Origin of the sequence: Neobacillus drentensis (assembly GCF_036962765.1) — a bacterium.
Classification (GTDB): domain Bacteria; phylum Bacillota; class Bacilli; order Bacillales; family Cytobacillaceae; genus Neobacillus; species Neobacillus drentensis_C.
The window spans coordinates 12,292-32,374 of sequence record NZ_JBALOS010000171.1 but is presented as its reverse complement, the minus strand read 5'-3'; the positions used below and the strand labels follow the sequence as shown (position 1 = coordinate 32,374).

Annotated in this window: 16 protein-coding genes; 10 read left to right on the top strand and 6 right to left on the bottom strand. The window is 38.2% G+C overall.

The features are described from left to right. The 5 genes from V7137_RS20590 to V7137_RS20570 all read right to left on the bottom strand — a co-directional run. The coding region (locus tag V7137_RS20590) for a sensor histidine kinase (RefSeq protein WP_335699802.1) at nucleotides 1–320 on the bottom strand (320 nt) is incomplete at its 3' end. Between the two features lie 103 nt (nucleotides 321–423). Then, nucleotides 424–1,416: an ABC transporter ATP-binding protein gene (locus V7137_RS20585; protein ID WP_335699801.1), complete on the bottom strand. Its 993-nt coding sequence runs from the start codon at nucleotides 1,414–1,416 to the stop codon at nucleotides 424–426. After that, nucleotides 1,416–2,435 (bottom strand): ABC transporter ATP-binding protein, encoded by a 1,020-nt coding sequence (locus V7137_RS20580; protein WP_335699800.1) that lies wholly within the window; start codon nucleotides 2,433–2,435, stop codon nucleotides 1,416–1,418. The genes V7137_RS20585 and V7137_RS20580 overlap by 1 nt, the downstream gene beginning before the upstream one ends. A 21-nt stretch (nucleotides 2,436–2,456) precedes the next feature. Beyond that, on the bottom strand, nucleotides 2,457–3,377 hold the full coding sequence (gene nikB / locus V7137_RS20575; RefSeq protein WP_218347351.1) for a nickel ABC transporter permease: 921 nt from the start codon (nucleotides 3,375–3,377) through the stop codon (nucleotides 2,457–2,459). A 25-nt stretch (nucleotides 3,378–3,402) separates the two neighbouring features. Further along, entirely contained in the window at nucleotides 3,403–4,257 is an 855-nt protein-coding gene (locus tag V7137_RS20570) for an ABC transporter permease (RefSeq protein ID WP_335699805.1), read from the bottom strand. A gap of 301 nt (nucleotides 4,258–4,558) precedes the next feature. On the opposite strand from V7137_RS20570, the gene V7137_RS20565 reads away from it, so the two are divergent. The 3 genes from V7137_RS20565 to V7137_RS20555 all read left to right on the top strand — a co-directional run bounded on the left by V7137_RS20565 (nucleotide 4,559) and on the right by V7137_RS20555 (nucleotide 8,618). Further along, entirely contained in the window at nucleotides 4,559–6,073 is a 1,515-nt protein-coding gene (locus V7137_RS20565; protein WP_335699799.1) for a glutathione ABC transporter substrate-binding protein, read from the top strand. Between the two features lie 70 nt (nucleotides 6,074–6,143). Beyond that, nucleotides 6,144–7,382 carry an amidohydrolase family protein gene (locus V7137_RS20560; protein ID WP_335699798.1) on the top strand — a complete coding sequence of 413 codons (1,239 nt, stop codon included), beginning with the start codon at nucleotides 6,144–6,146 and terminating at the stop codon, nucleotides 7,380–7,382. Between the two features lie 15 nt (nucleotides 7,383–7,397). Further along, the gene (locus V7137_RS20555; protein ID WP_335699797.1) at nucleotides 7,398–8,618 is read left to right on the top strand and encodes an amidohydrolase; all 1,221 of its coding nucleotides are present in this window, start codon (nucleotides 7,398–7,400) and stop codon (nucleotides 8,616–8,618) included. 48 nt (nucleotides 8,619–8,666) lie between these two features. On the opposite strand, the gene V7137_RS20550 is transcribed toward V7137_RS20555, so the two are convergent. After that, nucleotides 8,667–10,373: a PucR family transcriptional regulator gene (locus V7137_RS20550; RefSeq protein WP_335699804.1), complete on the bottom strand. Its 1,707-nt coding sequence runs from the start codon at nucleotides 10,371–10,373 to the stop codon at nucleotides 8,667–8,669. A gap of 163 nt (nucleotides 10,374–10,536) precedes the next feature. Between V7137_RS20550 and V7137_RS20545 the strand changes: the two genes are divergently transcribed. From V7137_RS20545 to V7137_RS20515, 7 genes are all read left to right on the top strand, one after another. Continuing rightward, on the top strand, nucleotides 10,537–11,427 hold the full coding sequence (locus V7137_RS20545) for a DUF2877 domain-containing protein (protein WP_335699796.1): 891 nt from the start codon (nucleotides 10,537–10,539) through the stop codon (nucleotides 11,425–11,427). After that, the gene (gene fdrA, locus V7137_RS20540; RefSeq protein WP_335699795.1) at nucleotides 11,418–12,962 is read left to right on the top strand and encodes an acyl-CoA synthetase FdrA; all 1,545 of its coding nucleotides are present in this window, start codon (nucleotides 11,418–11,420) and stop codon (nucleotides 12,960–12,962) included. Before V7137_RS20545 ends, fdrA begins: the two co-directional genes overlap by 10 nt. Before the next feature lie 2 nt (nucleotides 12,963–12,964). After that, nucleotides 12,965–14,392, top strand: a complete 1,428-nt coding sequence (locus tag V7137_RS20535; RefSeq protein WP_335699794.1) for a DUF1116 domain-containing protein — start codon at nucleotides 12,965–12,967, stop codon at nucleotides 14,390–14,392. A 93-nt stretch (nucleotides 14,393–14,485) separates the two neighbouring features. Next, on the top strand, nucleotides 14,486–16,027 hold the full coding sequence (locus V7137_RS20530; RefSeq protein ID WP_335699793.1) for a xanthine permease: 1,542 nt from the start codon (nucleotides 14,486–14,488) through the stop codon (nucleotides 16,025–16,027). Nucleotides 16,028–16,136: 109 nt separating this feature from the next. Further along, nucleotides 16,137–17,309, top strand: coding sequence for an ankyrin repeat domain-containing protein (locus V7137_RS20525; protein WP_335699792.1), 1,173 nt, complete (start codon nucleotides 16,137–16,139; stop codon nucleotides 17,307–17,309). An 18-nt stretch (nucleotides 17,310–17,327) separates the two neighbouring features. After that, the gene (gene arcC, locus V7137_RS20520) at nucleotides 17,328–18,317 is read left to right on the top strand and encodes a carbamate kinase (RefSeq protein WP_335699791.1); all 990 of its coding nucleotides are present in this window, start codon (nucleotides 17,328–17,330) and stop codon (nucleotides 18,315–18,317) included. Nucleotides 18,318–18,587: 270 nt separating this feature from the next. Further along, complete coding sequence (locus V7137_RS20515) at nucleotides 18,588–20,051, top strand: cytosine permease (protein WP_335699790.1); 1,464 nt, start codon at nucleotides 18,588–18,590, stop codon at nucleotides 20,049–20,051. The last annotated feature ends 32 nt before the right edge of the window (nucleotides 20,052–20,083 follow it).

Here is a 20,083-nt window from a genome sequence, read left to right as displayed (position 1 = left end):
GTGTTATTGGTTTGATACTTAAATTTAAGCAGCTTTGACAAAGTTTCAATCGATTGGATTAATTCTGTTTTACGATCGAGCCTTGCTAAACTTAATATCGAATTTAAGGTATTAAAAAAGAAATGCGGCTGTATTTCTTGATTTAATTGATTATAAAGTGCAGTTTGCAGCTCTCTTTCTAAGGCAATTTCTCTTTTTTGATTTTCTAATAGGTCGATTCGTTTTTCAAATATAAATAAATAAAGTAATGTAAAAGCCCCTAGCAAGGGTGCAAGGGATGCAATCATAATATAAAGGGAGAAAGTATCAACAGTTAACATGGTCTGGGATTCTCCTAGAGATGTAGAAAAAAGGGAGGCTGGTTCTGCTCCCTTTTTTAATATAATATTTTATAGTATTTTCATTTATATTGAAAATTAATTTTTAAGCCATTTTTTCTGCGTAGTGGCAGCTTACAAAATGATTTGTTCCTATTTCCCTTATGGTTGGTTCTTCCACCTTGCATTTCTCCGTTGCAAAAGGACAGCGAGTATGGAAGCGGCAGCCATTTGGCGGATTAATAGGCGAGGGGACATCACCTTTTAAGATAATACGCTCCCGTTTTATTACCGGATTTGGGACAGGAATGGATGATAACAACGCTTTAGTGTATGGATGTAGCGGTGTATCAAATAAATCCTTTTTATCAGCAATTTCCACTACTTTACCTAGATACATGACCATTACCCGATCGGAAATATGTCTTACCACACTCAAATCGTGTGAGATGAATAGAAAGGTTAAGCCGAACTGATTTTGCAGCTTTTTTAAAAGATTCAGGATTTGTGCTTGGATTGATACATCCAAAGCGGAAACGGCTTCATCACAAATAATTAATTTAGGATTAACCGCCAGTGCTCTGGCAATCCCAATCCGTTGACGCTGCCCGCCGCTAAATTCGTGAGGGTAGCGGTCAAGAGCCTCTGGAGGCAGACCCACATACCCGAGTAATTCAAGCATTCTATCCATTCTTTTTGGTTTTGCCACCACATCTTGAATGGCCATCGCTTCATTTAAAATTTGCTTTACGGTTTGACGTGGGTTAAGAGAAGCAAAAGGATCTTGAAAAATAACTTGTAAATCCCCTCTAAGCTTTCTCATTTCTTTTTTATTGAGGCCTAAAATGTCTTTCCCAGAATAATAAACCTTTCCATCTGTAGATTCATCAAGTCTTAGAATAGCACGTCCCGTTGTTGATTTTCCACAGCCGGATTCACCAACAATACTTAATGTCTCGCCTTCATATAGTTGGAATGAGACGTCGTCTACTGCTTTTACATAGGATTTTGGCTTAAAAAGGGAGTCTGTTTTAACAGGGAAATATTGCTTTAAATGGTCAACCTGTAATAATACTTTCTTATCTGTTGCTGTCTGCATTATTTCACAGCCTCCTCTTTTAAAACTTTATCTGTCCATTGATCTGTATACATCCAACACCGGACCTTTACACCATCATTCTGCTCAATCAGCTCTGGCTGCTTCTGATGACAAATCGGTTGTTGAAAAGGGCACCTTGAAGCAAAGCGACAGCCGGCAGGCATATTGTACGAACTTGGAACACTGCCTTCAATAGTTCGTAATTCTTCCTGGTCTTCATGAATCTTTGGTAGTGATTCTAGTAAACCTTGTGTATATGGATGTTTTGGATTGGCAAAAATATTCTCCGTTGTTGCATGTTCAATAATATTACCAGCATACATGACTGCTACCGTATCACATGTTTCGGCGACAACACCCAAATCATGAGTGATCATAATTACGCCCATTCCCAGCTTATTTTGCAAGTCTTTTATTAACTCTAGTATCTGTGCTTGAATGGTCACATCCAATGCTGTTGTTGGTTCATCTGCAATTAATACCTCTGGAGTACAAGCTAGTGACATTGCAATCATTACACGCTGACGCATTCCGCCGCTTAACTGGAAAGGTTCTTGTTTTGCTCTTTTTTCAGGTGAAGGGATTCCAACAAGCCTTAGCATTTCGACTGCTTTGTCCCACGCAGCTTTTCGTCCCATTTTTTGATGCAATCTTATTGCTTCGGAAATTTGCTCTCCAACAGAAATGACAGGATTTAAAGAAGTCATCGGCTCTTGGAAAATCATCGAAATTTCATTCCCTCTAATTTTTCGCATTTCATCCTCTGACATCGTCACTAAATCTTTTCCTTTAAATAGAACCTGTCCTCCGGCAATTTTCCCAGGAGGAGAGGGGATTAAACGAAGAATGGAAAGAGAGGTCATACTTTTTCCACATCCGGATTCACCGACGATTCCCAAGGTTTCCCCTTTATTCAAAGTGAAATCGATACCATCTACCGCTTTACTCACGCCACGCTTTGTAAAAAAATGTGTTTTTAATCCTTTTACCTCTAAAATTGGGTTGTTATTCTCAGTCACGGTCAATCACCACCTATTAATTTAATTCAATTCAATTCGTTTATTAAAGAAGCGATACAGTACATCGACGAATAAATTCACGACTACGAAAACGAGCGAGGCCACTAATACTCCGCCTTGCACCATTGGTAAATCACGCATTCGAATCGCATCGACAATCATTCTTCCAAGTCCGTTAATCGCAAAGATCGATTCAACCAAAACCGTTCCGCCAAGTAGAGCACCAAATTGCAAGCCAACTACTGTAATAACCGGAATTAACGCATTACGCAGGGCATGCTTATAAACGATCACTCGTTCGCGGACACCCTTCGCACGTGCTGTCCGAATATAATCCTGACGAATGACTTCGAGCATACTTGATCTCGTCATTCGTGCAACGATTGCTGCTCCGCCTGCACCTAATGTAAGGGCGGGAAGGATTATATGAAGGATGCTGTCCCAACCTGCTACAGGGAGGATTTGCAGCTTTACTGAGAAGAAATACATCATCATTAAGCCAAACCAAAAGCTTGGTAACGAAATACCTAAAAGAGCTACAATCATAACGCTTGTATCAGTTAGGGAATAAGGTTTAATGGCGGAAATGATTCCTGCAGCCATGCCTAAAACGATCGTAATCAGAATACTAAAAAAGGCAAGCTCGATTGTGATGGGCAATCTCACTAATATTTCATCGAGAACAGGTTGACTATTCTTAAGTGAAACCCCAAAATCTCCCCGGAAAATGTTTATTAAATAATCAAAATATTGGACTAATAATGGTTGGTTTAATCCTAATTGTTCACGAAGGGCAGCAATCGTTTCTTTCGAAGCTCCTTCACCTGCCATCAAAACGGCAGGATCACCTGGAACAAGTTGCATAATAAAGAAAACAACAAACGTTACTCCAATCACAACCGGTAAGGTTTGTATTAAACGGCGTAAAATAAACATGATCATTGGCTACGTACCTCCTCTAAAACGATTATTTTTTCATTCTTGGATCAAACGCATCGCGAAGCCCATCTCCAAAAATATTAAAACCTAAAACTAGAATGGAAATAGCTAGTCCAGGAAAAATGGCAATATAGGGTGCTGAGAATAAGAAATCTCTGCCGCTGCTTAACATCGTTCCCCATTCTGGTGAAGGGGGTTGGGCACCAAGTCCAAGGAATGATAAACCGGCAGCTGAGAGAATAACTGTCGCAAGTCTTAAGGTTCCTTGGACAATAATCGGTGAAAGAATATTCGGTAATATATGTTTGAAAATAATGGTAAGATCATTTGCTCCGAGCGAACGGATTGCGTCAATATACTCAAGCCGTTTCACTTCAAGTGTAGAACCGCGAACGATTCGAGCAAATAATGGAATAGAGTAAGCTCCAACAGCAATCGTAACATTTAGCAAGCCAGGTCCAAGTGCACTAATGATTGCCAATGCTAGTAATATCCCAGGGAATGCAAGCAAAATATCCATGAATCTCATGATGGTTGAGTCAACCCATTTTCCAAAGTAGCCTGCGACCAGTCCAAAAATTATTCCAAAAAATGCACCAAAGATTACGGCTGTAATTCCGATACCCATTGAAAGTCTGGAACCATAAAGAATTCTACTTAAGATATCTCGTCCTTTATCATCGGTTCCCATCCAGTGATCAAAGGAAGGAGGCATCAGTTTATTTTCTAATTTGATCTCATAGGGATCATAAGGTGCTAGGAGTGGTGCGAATAGCGCTACAAAAATATAGAAAAGAATAATGATACCACCGACCATAGCCGCTTTATTTAGCATTAAAATAGATAAGAAGTCTTTTAATTTAGATTCTTTCGGTTGATTCATTGTTTNNTTTGCTTCAAGTGACATGTAAAACCCTCCTTAATTTCTATTTGAAAGTAAGCCGTCAAATCTAGGTGTTAGGTCCTCCTTCCGTACCTTTTCATTTTTGTAGATTATGTACAAAATTATCAAAATTTAAAGGAAAGTAAATATTTTTTAAATTGTTTGTCAAAAAACTTAAAATTTTAGTAAATATTCTGTAAATATTCCAGTTCATCATCTTCTATAATGCAGATAAGGATTTCGAAGGAGGTGTGAAAATTNNAAAAATGCCATACTACTAGTTTTAATTGGATTAGTGCTAATGGTTGCTCAAGCATGTTCGACAAAATCAAATTCTTCTAATGAAGAAGCAAGTAAACCAGAAGGAACGAAACAGGGTGGTACATTAACGATTGTTAGGCTTTCTGATGCAACCAAGTTAGATCCACATTTTATTACTGATATCCCATCAGCAAATGTAATTTACCAAAAAGTTTATCAAGGGCTAGTTGTACCAGATAAAGATTTTAAAATTCAACCGCTTCTTGCAAAAGAGTGGAAAGTAGTAAATGATACAACTTGGGAATTTAAATTAAGAGATGATGTGACATTCCATGATGGAACACCATTTAACGCGGAGGCCGTTAAAGCAACCTTTGATCGTTTATTAGATCCAAATACAGGCTCGCCGCAGCGTGAGAAATTCGCAATGATTAAGGAAGTAAAAGTGGTTGATGACTATACTGTACAATTATTGCTCGCCTACCCATATGCACCCCTATTATCCATTTTGGCAAGTCAGGAAGGAAGCATCATCAGTCCAAAAGCATTAGCTGAGAACCCTGAAAAATTAGCGGAACACCCAGTTGGAACTGGTCCATTTGTATTTGAAGTTTGGAAGAGCGGTCAGGAAATTTCATTAAAGAAAAATGAAAACTATTGGGGCAAAAAGCCAAATATTGACCGGGTTGTATTTAAGGTAGTACCGGAGGATGCAACCCGTCTTGCTATGATTGAAACAGGTGAAGCACACATAAATGACCAAGTTCCTGTTACTGAAATTGATCGGATCGAAGCATCCGATACTATGGGTCTATATCGTACAGAGGGACTAGCTGTAGAATATGTTGGTTTTAACACAAAGAAAAAACCACTTGATGATGTAAAGGTACGAAAAGCAATCAGTCATGCTATTGAAAGAGAAGCCATAATTAAAGGTGTCTACAATAACGTTGGAACTCTTGCAAACGTAGCAATGAGTCCGAAGGTTTATGGACATAGTGATAAGATTAAGCCATATGACTATGATTTAAATGAAGCTAAGAAACTGTTAAAAGAAGCAGGTTATGAAAAAGGACTTAAGCTTTCATTGTTAACAAGCGATCGAAAAGAACGGATAAATATGGCTGAAGTTATTCAATCGCAATTAAAAGGAATTGGCGTAAATGTAGAAATTCAAGTAATGGAATATGGGGCTTATATCGAAATGGCCAATAATGGTGAGCATGATCTAATTATCGGCGGATGGGGTAATGCAACAGGTGACGGAGACTACAATCAGTATAATTTATTCCACTCTGCATCACAGGGACCTGCAGGAAATCATTTCTTCTATAGTAACCCAGAGGTAGACCAAAAGATTGAAGCAGCACGTAAAGAAACAACTGATGCAAAACGTTTAAAGCTTTATGAAGAAGTAATGCAGATGGAAATGGACGATGCTGTTTATATTCCAATTCGTAACTACGAACTCTTGGCTGCTCATAGTAAAAACGTAAGTGGTTTTTGGATAAATGCTGCAAACTACCTAATGATTGACGATGTCGTTATAAAGTAAAGGAATTCATGTAGAAAAGTACTTTTGTAAAAAAGTACTTTTCCTAATTTTTATAATAGGAGGAATAGGAATGACTACTTTTTGGCTAACGAATGTCCGTTTAGAAAAGGGTTTTATATACGAGCATGATCGTATTGCTGGTACTGAGACGGAAATTTGTCATTTGAAAATGGAAGATGGAAAAATTACCGAAATCACGCAGGTATTACCGAATTCTGATGTAAAACAAATGGATGCAAATTACCAGTTGCTGCTCCCTTCATTAAGAGATATGCATATTCACATCGATAAAACCTACTACGGCGGACCTTGGAAGGCTTGTACTCCGATAACAAATGGTATTTTTACTAGATTAGAAGAAGAAAAAGAATTGCTGCCAAAACTTTTGCCTACCGCCCAAGAACGTGCTGAGAAGATGATAGAAATGTATTTGAAAAATGGCCATACCCATATTCGGACCCATTGTAATGTGGACCCTGTTATAGGTCTTAAAAATCTAGAGGCAACGGTGAACGCCTTGAAAAAATATGAGGATGTTCTTACATATGAAATTGTTGCCTTCCCGCAGCATGGCTTGTTAAAAAGTGACTCTGTCCAATTGATACGTGATGCAATGAAGAATGGAGCCACACTAGTTGGCGGCGTTGACCCTGCAACTGTCGATAGAAATATTGAAAAATCTTTAAATACGATCTTTGAAATTGCCGTTGAAAACAATAAAGGTGTCGACATCCATCTACATGATCCAAACTCATTAGGAGCTTTTACGTTTGAAAGAATGGCCCATTATACGAATGAAGCCGGTCTAAAAGGCAGAGTTACGATCAGCCACGGAATAGCATTAGGGGATCTTCAAGGTGATGCACTGCATGAAATGGCTGCTATTCTAAAAGAACAAGAGATTGATATAACCACTACAGTACCAGTCAATCGTGCAACTATTCCTATACCAACTCTTGATAAGTTAGGTATTTCAGTATCCGTTGGTCATGACAGTATAACTGATCACTGGTCTCCTTTCGGAACAGGAAATACGATTCAAAAGCTGGGAACTCTTGCAGAACGATTCCGTATGTCTGATGAATATTCTCTATCCACTGCCTTAAAATTTGGAACAGGCGGTGTTACTCCGCTAAATGAAAAGGGAGAGCGCGTCTGGCCAAAGGTTGGCGATGAAGCTACCATGATGCTGGTCAATGCATCCTGTTCTGCGGAAGCAGTCGCCAGGAGAGCAACAGTAAAAGCATTATTTTTTAAAGGAAAAAAGGTTGAAAGTAAGCTAGCAGAATCTAATCATGTGCAAGTATAAAGGAGGAATGAGAGTATGACCGCCCCATTTTGGTTAACAAATGTAAGATTAGAAACAGGATATAGACAGGATGAAAAAGGAGTTTACGAAACGAAAACGGAGCTTTTTCATTTGAAAATCGAAGAAGGTAAAATAGTAGAGAAGAAGAGTAATAACTATGTCATTCCACAATGGGAAAAAACGATTGAAGGGAAAGGATTTTTAGCCCTTCCAACATTTAAAGAAATGCATAATCATTTAGATAAAACCTATCTTTCGCTTGATTGGAAGGCACCAATTCCGGCGAAAAATTTGGAAGAACGATTACGTTTAGAAGCGATGGAGCTTGAGGAATTAGCTCCAACAGCTAAACAGCGGGCTAGTGCCATGATTGAGTTACTTCTATCTCACGGTTTAACACATATCCGGACACATGTGAATATTGATCCTTATATCGGCTTGAAAAATCTTGAGGGTATTAAAGCGGCGCTTGAGGATTACTCGGATAAGCTTACCTATGAAATCGTTGCTTTTCCTCAACACGGCCTATTAAGAGAAAATGTTATTCCATTGATGAAAGAAGCAATGAGATCGGGGGCTCAACTTGTCGGCGGGCTGGATCCAGCAGGGATTGACAGTAATATCGAAAAATCACTCTATGAAGTGATGAATCTTGCGACTGAATTTGATGCCGATATTGATATTCATTTACATGATGGTGGCCATGTTGGCTTTTATACTGTTGATAAATTTGCTGAAATCGTTGAAGACGCAAAATGGTACAATCGAGCAGCCGTAAGTCATGCTTTTAGCTTAGGAGAAGTGCCGGTACCTCAGCAGGAAGAAATCGCAGATAAATTAAGCAAGCTAGGTATGTCAATCATGTCGACCATCCCGATTACTAGAACACTTCCGCCAATTGATTTACTAGATCGAAAGGGAGTAAACGTCTACTTAGGATGCGACGGTTTCTATGATTCTTGGGGACCATATGGAACAGGGGATGTTTTAGAAAAGGTAACACGCTACGGTGAACTTTATCGAAAAAGTGATGAACGCTCATTAGCGCAATCGTTAAAATTCGCGACAGGCGGACCAACACCTTTAACAAAGGAGGGCGAAGTTGCCTGGCCTATAGAAGGAGATGAAGCCAACCTTATTCTTGTCCATGCCTCATGTTCTGCAGAAGCAGTTGCAAGAACACCGAAACGTGAGGCTGTTATTTTTAAAGGAAAAGTTGTATCAGGACAACTATAAATAGAGTGCCCCGTTAGCGTTTAGATAACGGGGTTTTGTTTAGCCTTATCAATCTATGCGAAGTTTCTTATTTAACAGTCTAAAAATCTTTAATGCTAATTGGATTTGAAGCAGTTCCTCTGAATTTTTCAGATCAGAATTTAATATTTCTTTAATTTTCTCGATCCTGTAAATAAGCGTGTTTCTATGCAAAAACATCGCTTTTGCTGTTTCGCTTATATTAAGGTTATTGAGAAAATAGTTCTCTAAAGTAAAAATGTAGCTTGTCCCAGATAAATGATCGTGTTCATAAATTTTTCCGAGCCGTTTCATAAAAAATTCTTCAAGTTCCATGTCTTTAACATTTGAGTCTAAAAAGTGGTAGACTGCATGGTCTTCAAAGTGGGAAATACCGCCCCGATCATCAAACTTTTGCATTAACCGGATCGACTCATTTGCTTCCGAGAAACTCTTATGGAGAGAATGAATCTTTTTGTACTGTCTGCCAATTCCGATTAAGAATGTAGTATTACTTATTTGCTTTTCCAGTATAGTGTATACTTTATTAGCATATTGTTTTGCTTCATATACAGATGTAGCTGGTCGATTTTCATTCTGTCCTATTAAGATGATGATTCGATTGTTTCGATGAAAACAGGTAACTTCTCCGTCTGCTTTATTAGCGTAATCATAAACTAAATCCACACATTTTCTAGCTATATTCTCCAAACTAACCCTTCTGGCCACCATGTCCTCATACTGCTCGAACTCCTCGGATTCTATATGAATCACTATGCAGTAATACATATAATTTGAATTAAGTCCATGCATTTCACTTAGCGTATGGATGGTTTCACTAGAAGTTATTTCTCCAGTAAGTAAATCATCAAAAAAGTCCTGTCTGATTTTTAACTTTACTTCCTCTATTTCCTTGGTTTTTATCCTTTCAAGTGCAATGTTCGTTGAGGCCTGTTCTAAAATAATGTAGTCAAATTCAGTCAGTTCACTGACTGTCTGCCATACGACTATATATCCATAAATAGAACTCGCTGCTGCCACGGGCAGGACCCTGCATTTTATTTCCATGCCTTCTAAATAATAAATGCGTTTAATTGATCTTTTCATTTCACTAATATTTTTTGGGATAGAGTCAATAAAATCTTTGGGGAAAGCGGGTCTGTTTTTTATCAAATCAAAACAGTATGCAAGCGGAACTTTATTATCCTTATGTTCTGTGAAGTCCACTAGGTTCCAATCTTTATTTACAAAAATAATCGGATTATTAATAGTCCCTGATAACATCGATAAAATTCTTTCGATTCCTCCGCCTTCAAGGGTAATTCTAAAAAATAAATTATGGATGTCTAGGGTTTTTCTATTTAATAAATCGTATCTTCCCGATGCTTTTTCATTAATAATCGAAATGACCTTTGACAATGTATATTCAAATGGTAATTCGAGTAGTGGTAATCCAAGCCTGTTTGCTTGGTCAATCATGTTCTGAGGGAGCTTATCTAAGTATCTTTTCATTTTGACAACTAGTCCGGCACAGTTAATTTCTGAAAGCTCCTGAATGATTCGATTTTGTAATTCTTCATTGTCCTTAAAAATATAGCCTGTTGATAAAAGAAGTTCATTTGGTGAAAGCCAGTCGAATGCATCGGGATTTTCAATAATATTTACAATTGATATCTCATTATTAATTCCTTTTTCCCCAGCTACTATTTTTAATCCATCAATTGCTTTAATTTCAAAAAGGTCATTAACTGTCAACAATTTTATCAAATCCTTCGTCATCTTTTCATCACAATTCATTGTACAACATGCACAAATGAATTCAAGTCTTTTTGGTTTGGGCAAACAATGACGTGTATAGGCATTAGGCCTAAAATGATCAATGTAAGGTGAAATTAGGGTCCTTTGAATGGGGGTGCCTGCATTGAGACGTGCAAAGTCTGGTGATGCTGAGTTTATCCAAAGAATTGAACAGTCTAGCTTTAACGGAATCGTTCACAGTATTTTTAATAAAACAATCAATCTTAAATGCTTAAATGATGGTGAATTATATACAATCGCATCTTCGAAAATCGATAACGGCCCAAATACACTTCTTATTGACATCAACAGCTTTAGAGAGGTGGATTTAGCGCTAAACGATAAAGTGAATGCAGAAAAAAAAGTATTGTCTCTAACGAATAAATTGGCTATTACTGTTGAACGTGCTGAAAAGTGGGAAAGTAATCTACCTGATTATCCTGATTATAGTGAGAAATTAAGTACTAATTTAGTAAAAATGAAACATTACATACATTCTCAGGGTAAGGCTGGCGGAATGAAATCGGATACTGCCTCAAAAAACGTCTTTGTAAAGGAAATGTCTCGATTGCTCAATGAAAGGTCCCGTGCACTAGTTTATGAATTATCAAACAATAGAGTTTCCAATGCCTTACAATCTGCAGCGGGGTTAATCGGTCTTGGACCCGGATTAACACCCTCAGGTGATGATTTTTTAGTTGGATATATTTCCACCCTGCACCTGCCAAATTGTCCATGCCATGTTTTTAAGGAATTAGGTGAGCAAATTGTAAAGATGGCAAAGCCGTTAACCAATGAAATCAGCTATATGGCTTTAAAAAAAGCATCAATTGGCAGTGTAAGAGAATCACTCATTCATTTGCTAGATTCATTAGTAAACGGAACAGAAAATGAAATGTTGCAATCGCTAAAGAATGTCTTAGAAATTGGATCATCATCCGGAACAGATATTGCTTTAGGAATTGTCTCTGGAATCGAAACTAATTTAAAAGTTGGAGGTAGAACATGGCTTTAAAAGTTGTGATTAAACAAAACACATATTTTGATTCAGTATCTTTAATGTCTTTATCAACAAAAGCAAACCAAATTGATGGGGTTGAACAAGCTTTTGTTGCAATGGGAACGGAAATGAATAAAGAAGTACTTCGCAATGTTGGATTAATAACACCAGAGCTTGAAGAAGCAAAAACTAGCGATTTGATGATCGTTGTGAAAGCGGAAACGGATGAAATATGCGAGCATGGCTATTTAGAGATTGAGACCCTATTTACTAAAAAAAATAGTGGTACTAGCAAAAATGAGATTAAATATTCAACAATCTCTTCTGCAGCAACTAGTATACCGGAAGCAAATATCGCTTTGATTTCAGTCAATGGCGCATATGCTGCTAGAGAAGCTAAAAAGGCTCTTGATAATGACCTTCATGTCATGCTATTTAGCGACAATGTCAGCATTGAAGATGAAGTTGAATTAAAGAATTATGCGCATGAAAAAGGTCTTTTGATGATGGGTCCTGACTGTGGAACTGCAATTATTAACAATGTAGGATTATGTTTTGCCAACGCAGTAAGAAATGGTGACATCGGAATCGTCGGTGCTTCAGGTACAGGAAGCCAAGAGATGAGCGTACGAATTCACGACTTTGGCGGCGGAATTTCTCAGTTAATTGGAACAGGCGGCAGAGATTTAAGTGAAGAAGTAGGCGGAACTATGATGCTGGATAGCATGAAAGCACTTGATGAAGATGAAGCTACGAAAGTTATTGTTCTCGTCTCAAAGCCACCTGCGCCAAGTGTTGAAGAGAAGGTACTAGCTCAAATTAAACAATGTAAAAAACCAGTCGTTGTTTGGTTCATTGGCGGCGATGAAGAAAAGATAACAGATGCAGGCGGACATTTTGCAAAAATGTCAAAAGAAGCTGCACTTAAGGCTGTTCTATTAGCTGGAGCAGATGAAAGCAAAATTAACAAGAAAGCCTTAAACATTCCGTTAATTCAAGAAGTTCGTGCAAAATTAACTCCTGAACAAAAATATATTCGCGGATTATTTTGTGGCGGCACCCTTTGTGATGAAGCAATGTATGCAGCTTTAGAGAAATTTGACAACGTTTACAGTAACATTCAAAAGAACCTGGACTACAGGCTGAAGGATATCAATGTAAGCCAAGAGCACACTTTTATCGATTTTGGCGATGACGATTTTACCAATGGAAAACCGCATCCGATGATTGACCCTTCTTCACGCATCGAAAGATTTTTACAAGAAGCAAAGGATCCTTCTGTAGGAGTTATTGTTATGGACTTTGTTTTAGGATTTGGTTCACACGAAGATCCAGTTGGCGTTATGCTTCCTGCAATCATCGAAGCAAAGCAAATAGCTGAAGAAGAAGGAAGACATTTAGAAATTCTTGGTTATGTACTTGGAACTAACTTAGATCAACAAAATTTTGATGATCAAGTGAATAAATTACTAGCTGCTGGGGTCACACACGCAAGCAGCAGCCAAAATGCAGGACTTCTAGCAAGAGAATTCGTCGTGAAAGGAGAATAGCTATGAGTAAAATCAATGAGCTTTTCGATAGTAAATTACATGCCGTAAATGTAGGAATTGAGTTTTTTAAGGATGATGTTGTAAAACAAAACGCACAAGCAACCCATTTAGATTGGCAGCCACCGGGAGGGGGTAAACTTGAAATTATCACTGCTCTTGACAAACTTGAGAGTCCTGAGATTTTAGAGAAAATTGAAGCGGCTAACAAACTTGCTGTTGAAAGAATTGTTAATTCACAACCAGTATTAATCGGATTTGACCAAGCAATTAACGTTGTTCCTGGGATGACAAAGAATACAATTCTTCACTCTGGCCCGCCAATTACTTGGGATAATATGAATGGCCCAATGAAGGGTGCTGTTACTGGTGCCATTGTTTTCGAAGGCTTAGCAAAGGATTTAGATGAAGCGGTGGAGCTTGCAGCTTCTGGTGAAATTACCTTCTCACCATGTCATGAACATAATTGTGTAGGCTCAATGGCAGGAGTAACATCAGCTTCCATGTATATGCACATTGTTGAAAATAAAACGTACGGAAACATCGCTTATACAAACTTGAGTGAACAGTTATCCAAAATTTTACGTATGGGTGCCAACGACGAAAGCGTTATTAATCGTCTTAATTGGATGCGTGATGTATTGGGTCCTATGTTAAGAGACGCGATGAAGCTAAATCCAAATGGCATAGATTTGCGCTTAATGTTAGCTCAAGCCCTTCATATGGGGGATGAGTGTCACAACCGTAACGTTGCAGGAACAACTCTATTAATCCAAGCATTATCTCCTTACATTCTGGAAACAGATTATTCGATTAAAGAAAAGCGAGAAGTTTTAGACTTTGTTGCCAGCAGTGACTATTTCTCAGGTCCAACCTGGATGGCGCTTGCTAAATGTGCTCTTGATTCGGCACATGGCATTGAGAACAGCACGATTGTTACAACAATGGCACGTAACGGTACAGAATTCGGTATTCGTGTTAGTGGTATAAAAGGAAATACATGGTTTACAGGCCCGGCGCAAAAGGTAATCGGCCCCATGTTTGCTGGTTATAAGCCAGAGGATTCTGGGTTAGACATCGGTGATAGTGCTATTACTGAAACATACGGGATCGGTGGTTTTGCAATGGCAACAGCCCCAGCCATTGTCGCTCTTGTAGGTGGAACAGTTGATGAAGCAATTGGCTATTCTACAAAAATGCGGGAAATCACAACGACTGAAAATCCAAATGTAACGATTCCATTATTAAATTTCATGGGAATTCCTACAGGAATTGACGTGCGGAAAGTGTTGCAAACAGGCATTTTGCCGATCATCAACACTGCAATTGCCCACAAAGAGGCTGGTATTGGAATGATTGGTGCGGGTATCACCTATCCACCAGTTGAAGCCTATGAAAAAGCAATTCTAGCTTTAAGCGAGAACATTCACTAATTCTTTTCCCAATTGCTTGTTGACTCAGGGCCTTGGCAGCTGTTCAAGGCCTGTACTCCCAATTTTTTTCTAATCATATTAGGGGTGAATTTAATGGCAGGTGCAAATAAGTTTTGGAAAAAAGGTGACTGGGCCGCCTATTTTGGCTTACTCGCTAACAATTTAACGAATTTATTAACAATGGTATCATTATTGCTTTTTGTAGTCGGCTTTCCTTCCGAAATTGTTTACGGGAGAATTGTGCCAGGGTTTGGTCTTGGAATCTTTCTAGCTAGTTGTTGTTATTTTGTCTTTGGAAGAATGCTCATGAAAGAAACAGGAAGAATGGATGTAACGGCTTTACCGTCTGGTCCTAGTGCTCCTTCCATTTTTACCGTTACCTTTCTTGTAATACTTCCTGTATTTAAGACAACAAATGATGCCGATTTTGCTTTCTCAATCGCACTAGTTTGGTGTCTCTTTGAAGCTTTGATTTTAATAATCGGTGCGTTTTTAGGTGACACACTTAGAAAAATTATTCCTAGGACAGTTCTTCTATCTTGTTTATCTGGTCTTGGATTATTATTACTTGCCATGAATCCAATGCTTCAAACATTTGAAACTCCTGTTGTCGCGTTTGTTGTTCTTATCATCATTTTCCTTAACTGGTTTGGTAAATCACCAATTTTCGCGAAAATTCCAACAGGTTTTCTATTATTAGCCGCTGGTACAGCATTGGCATGGATATTCGGTTTACAGAGTCCAGAGGCCATTACAACAGCATTGCAGACCTTAGGATTTAATCCACCTGAAGTACATGTTGATAGTTTACTTTCTGGTATTCCACATGCCTTGCCTTATTTGGCCTCGGCAGTACCTTTAGGACTTGCAAACTATATTTTTGACTTAGAAAATATTGAAAGTGCACACGCTGCTGGTGACCCCTACAAAACTCGCAGCGTAATGTTAGCCAATGGAATTTCCTCTTCCATTGGCGCTTTTGCAGGAAATCCATATCCAGTAACAGTATATATTGGTCACGCTGGCTGGAAATCAATGGGTGCGGGTCTTGGTTATACGATTGCTACTGGGACATCGATGTTAATCATATCACTCTTTGGTATTGGTGCGCTTCTATTATCCATTATTCCAGTCGTCGCAATTGTACCAATCTTGGTTTATGTAGGTATCGTAACGGCCAACCAGGTAGTTCGTGAAACACCAAAACTCGAAGTACCAGTAATCTTTATTTGTTTATTCCCATGGATTGCAAACTGGGCATTATCACTAGCTAATAATGTTTTATCCGCTGCTGGAACAACGGGTCAAGCAGTAGGTGCCAATGTCCTTGCAACTAAAGGTGTATATTATAACGGTTTGGTCCATTTAGGAAATGGTGCCCCAATCAGTAGTTTAATGTGGGGCTGCTTAGCCATCTTTGCAATCAAAAATCAACCTGTTCGTGCAGCTATTGCAGCAGTAATTGCATCCCTACTTTCTCTATTTGGTGTCATTCATGCCGGTACTGTAGGATTTGCTCAGCCAGCATCCATGCAGTTTGTTTATGCTTATCTCATGGTAGCAGGATTATTCCTTGTGAAATATGCAATGGATCGCAGCAAAACTCAAGCTATTAATGACGATCAGGCTGCTTAATAATCGCAGTGTTTATTTTTAAAAATCAAGGAAAATCACTTCGCTCTCGTATCGCGAGGGCGGGAGATTTTTTGCCACTAGAAGTTTTTAGAGAGAGGAGAGATTCTATATGGAAAATCATTCGCAAAACTCAGCGCTTATTAATGCAAGTGAGCGAGGTGAGCTTGAAACAGTTGAAAAGCTAATAGAAGCAGGTGCAAACGTCCATTTTAAAGATAATGAAGGACGCACTGCTCTAATGGCAGCTACACAAAAAAATCAACTTGCTGTTGTGAAATTGTTATTAGTATCTGGAAGTGATGTGAACACTAGGGATATCACTCAATTGACTCCGTTTATTTGCGCAGGAGCGAACGGTTTTCATGAAATTTTAAGTTTAATGCTTAAATATGGAGCTGATTTAAATAGTGTTAATCGATTTGGAGGAACAGCATTATTACCTTCAAGCGAAAAGGGCTATTTAAAAACCGTTCAAAAATGCTTGGAAGCGGGTGTACCGGTAAATCATGTTAATAACCTAGGTTGGTCAGCATTATTAGAGTCTGTCATTCTCGGTAATGGCGGCCGTTTGTATTCGGATATTATTAGCCTATTAGTAAATAAAGGTGCGGATGTAAACTTGCCTGATCGAGATGGAAAGTCATCTCTCCAGCATGCTAAAGAACTAGCTCAGCAAAAAGTTGTCAAGATTCTTAAGAATGAATATGAAGAGATGAGTGTTTCTATCCAAAAAGCAAAATCATTATATTTAGAAGATAAGTTTGAAGAAGCCATTTTAGGGATTAATAGTGCCCTTGAAAATGACATAAATAATCTAGATTTGTATTTTTATAAGGGTTATTGCTTACAAGAATTAAAGCGATATGAAGCCGCCATTGAAGAATACAATAAAGCTTTATCTATTGATGCAAATGATCTTGATTTCTATTTCTATACAGCAAATTGCTTTAGATTAATGAAGAAACCTGAGGAAGCATTAGGAGAATATGATAAGGCTTGTGAGATAGATCCAAACGAAACTTTTTACCGCTATCACAAATCAAATTATTTAAGAGAATTAGGAAGGCATGAACAAGCGGTTGCAGAAATGAATAAACTACTTGCTCTTCAGCCACAACGGTACGATTTTTTATTCCATAAGGCAAATAGTCTCCGTTCGCTAGGAAGGCATGAAGAAGCGATTGAAGCAATTGAGAATGCTATTGCCTATGATCCAACGAACCCTTTATATCATTTGCATAAGGAACAATCTCTTAATTTGCTTGGACACGGAGTAAATTAACAAATAGGAGGGAAACCATTGGGGAAACTAGTTATTGTTGCTATCGGAGGCAACTCATTGGTTAGGGATAATGGTCGTGACTCGGTTCAAGACCAATACGAAGCTGTTTGTGAAACAGCAGTAAACATTGCAGATATGGTAGAAGAAGGCCTAAATGTCGTTGTTACACATGGTAACGGACCACAAGTTGGCTTTGGACTTAGAAGATCTGAAATAGCAAATGAGGTGGCAAGTATGCCACCGATACCTCTAGTAAATTGTGTAGCAGACACCCAAGGAGGAATTGGTTACCAAATTCAACAAGCATTAACCAATGAATTCGCGAAAAGAGGGATTAATAAAAAAGTTGCAACTGTAATTACACAAGTTGAAGTTAGTATGGATGATCCTAATTTTAAGAATCCAACGAAGCCTGTTGGTTCATTCTTTACACTTGAGCAAGCGGAAGAAATGAAAAACGAACATCCTGACTGGATTTTTGTTGAGGATTCCGGCCGTGGGTATCGACGAGTGGTTCCTTCACCAAAACCGAGTGATATCGTTGAAAAAGATGCGATTAAATCATTGATTGAGTCTGGTTATGTGGTCATCGCTGTCGGCGGCGGGGGAATTCCTGTTGTGAAAACGGGTGATAACACCTACGTTGGAGTAGACGCAGTAATAGATAAAGACTTTGCAACAAGCCTATTAGCTGAGCAACTAAATGCAGAAACATTAATCATTACTACAGGTGTATCTAGAGTTTGTATTAACTTTGGTAAACCCAATCAAAAGGCTCTTGATAAAATATCTGTCAATGAAACCAAACAATATGTTCTTGAAAATCATTTCCCTCCGGGAAGCATGCTTCCAAAAATCGAGGCAAGCCTTAGCTTTTTAGAGAATAATGGAACAAGAGTGATCATCACCAATCCGGAAAGTTTAAAAGAAGCAATCAATGAAAAAGCAGGTACACATATTCTGAAACAGTTATTTAGTCACAAATTGAACACCTGTAATTGTACATGATGCCTAATTACATTGGAGTATTTTTGGGCTAGATGACCAATGAAGGAATTGTGCAAATTGTATAAAAGAAGATGGTTAAATCCTGATGTTTAATTACTTAGAAGATTACTATAGTATATGAGACATTGGGATTTACAATCTCATTGAAAATTCAAGTTTAAAGTGAATTTGAATTTAATGAATGAAAGCGTTTTCATAAAGCTGTATGAGTCTACTATGAAAATATATAAATTTCAATCTATTAAATCTAGGGGAGTAAGGGATGTTAACATGGAACATGCAAGATTAGAGAAATCTGAATTAGAACAAGCGTATGATCAATACAAATCATATGGCTATTCAGAAGATATACTTCCAAAAAAGCCTGACCAGCGAGACTGGGGCATGTCCAACTACGCAACGCTTTGGATGGGTGCCGTGCATAATATTATGTCATATATGACAGTTGCAGGATTCTTTATGCTCGGTCTAAATACAAAACAAGTACTCTTAGCGGTTATGCTTTCGGCTTTAATCGTTTCATCATTTTATGTCTTAAACGGTTATTCTGCAGCTAAATATGGACTGCCGTTTGCGATGTTACTACGCGACACATTTGGAGTTAAAGGGTCAATCATTCCAGCATTATGTCGTGGCTTAATCGCGGGTTTGGTATTCTTTGGAACCACAACAGTCGTTGGTGCAGAATCATTGAATGTCATTTTCTCAAGATTTATTCCGAATTATATGTCACTAGGTGGTGGCTTTAATCTACTAGGGTTAACGGTCCCAACAATGATTTCATATGCAGTTCTTTGGGTCGTCACTGTACTTTTATTCTTAGGTGGAATGAATGTTTTAGGTAAATTTGGGAATTGGTCTTCTCCTATTGTTTATGTGTTCATCATAGGTGCAGCTGTATGGGCAATCAACATGGCTGGTGGTTTTGGACCAATTATGGATTATATACCTAAAGATCCAAATTCAAGCCCATTAGTTTTTATTGCCTGTGTCAGTGCATTAGTTTCAAACTGGGCTGGACCTGTTGTTAATATGGCGGATTTCACACACAGAGCGAAGTCACCAAGAGATGTTATCATTGGGTTGCCATTAGGATTTATGCTATCATATGTTCTATTTGCGATCACCTGTGTTGCATTAATCGCTGGTACTGAAATTGCATTTGGTGAACCAATTTTTAATATTGTTCATGCAATAGATAAAATTGATAATACTTTCTCAGTTGTCGTTTTAATATTAGCTCTTAACGTCGGAGCAACAGCATTCGTTGTATTTGCAAACCTATTGCCATCCGGTTTACAAATGACATCACTTTTCCCAAAACTATTTACTGTTAAATCTGCTGGTATCTTAACAGCAATTGTTGGAACGTTAATTTTACCTTGGAAGCTTGTATCTAGTGCAACAACATTGTTCTACTTTTATAGCTTTATCGGTTCAATATTTGGTCCAATTGCCGGTATTATGCTATCTAGCTTCTATATCCACCGAAAGAGAAAGCTAAACCTTGATAATATTTATGTACCAGAAGGCAGTAATGGTGAATACAAAAACGGGTACAACCCGATTGCGATGGCTGTTTTAGCAATTAGCTTTATCCTTCCAATGTCAGGTGCTTTCCTTAAGAGTGTTCCTTTATTAGTGAAGATGAATGAATTTGCTTTCTTTAGCGGTTTAATTGTTTCCTTTATTTTATATACGATCTTCGCAAAATGGAGCAAACCAAGCCATTAATATTGAAAATCTATTAGTAATGTAACTAAAAA

Excerpts from the sequence above, each read along its gene's own strand:
- V7137_RS20530 (WP_335699793.1), top strand. The coding sequence starts at position 14,486 with ATGGCAGGTGCAAATAAGTTTTGGAAAAAAGGTGACTGGGCCGCCTAT.
- V7137_RS20570 (WP_335699805.1), bottom strand. The coding sequence starts at position 4,257 with ATGAATCAACCGAAAGAATCTAAATTAAAAGACTTCTTATCTATTTTA.
- V7137_RS20535 (WP_335699794.1), top strand. The coding sequence starts at position 12,965 with ATGAGTAAAATCAATGAGCTTTTCGATAGTAAATTACATGCCGTAAAT.
- V7137_RS20585 (WP_335699801.1), bottom strand. The coding sequence starts at position 1,416 with ATGCAGACAGCAACAGATAAGAAAGTATTATTACAGGTTGACCATTTA.
- V7137_RS20555 (WP_335699797.1), top strand. The coding sequence starts at position 7,398 with ATGACCGCCCCATTTTGGTTAACAAATGTAAGATTAGAAACAGGATAT.
- fdrA (WP_335699795.1), top strand. The coding sequence starts at position 11,418 with ATGGCTTTAAAAGTTGTGATTAAACAAAACACATATTTTGATTCAGTA.
- V7137_RS20515 (WP_335699790.1), top strand. The coding sequence starts at position 18,588 with ATGGAACATGCAAGATTAGAGAAATCTGAATTAGAACAAGCGTATGAT.
- V7137_RS20525 (WP_335699792.1), top strand. The coding sequence starts at position 16,137 with ATGGAAAATCATTCGCAAAACTCAGCGCTTATTAATGCAAGTGAGCGA.
- nikB (WP_218347351.1), bottom strand. The coding sequence starts at position 3,377 with ATGATCATGTTTATTTTACGCCGTTTAATACAAACCTTACCGGTTGTG.
- V7137_RS20560 (WP_335699798.1), top strand. The coding sequence starts at position 6,144 with ATGACTACTTTTTGGCTAACGAATGTCCGTTTAGAAAAGGGTTTTATA.
- V7137_RS20565 (WP_335699799.1), top strand. The coding sequence starts at position 4,559 with ATGGTTGCTCAAGCATGTTCGACAAAATCAAATTCTTCTAATGAAGAA.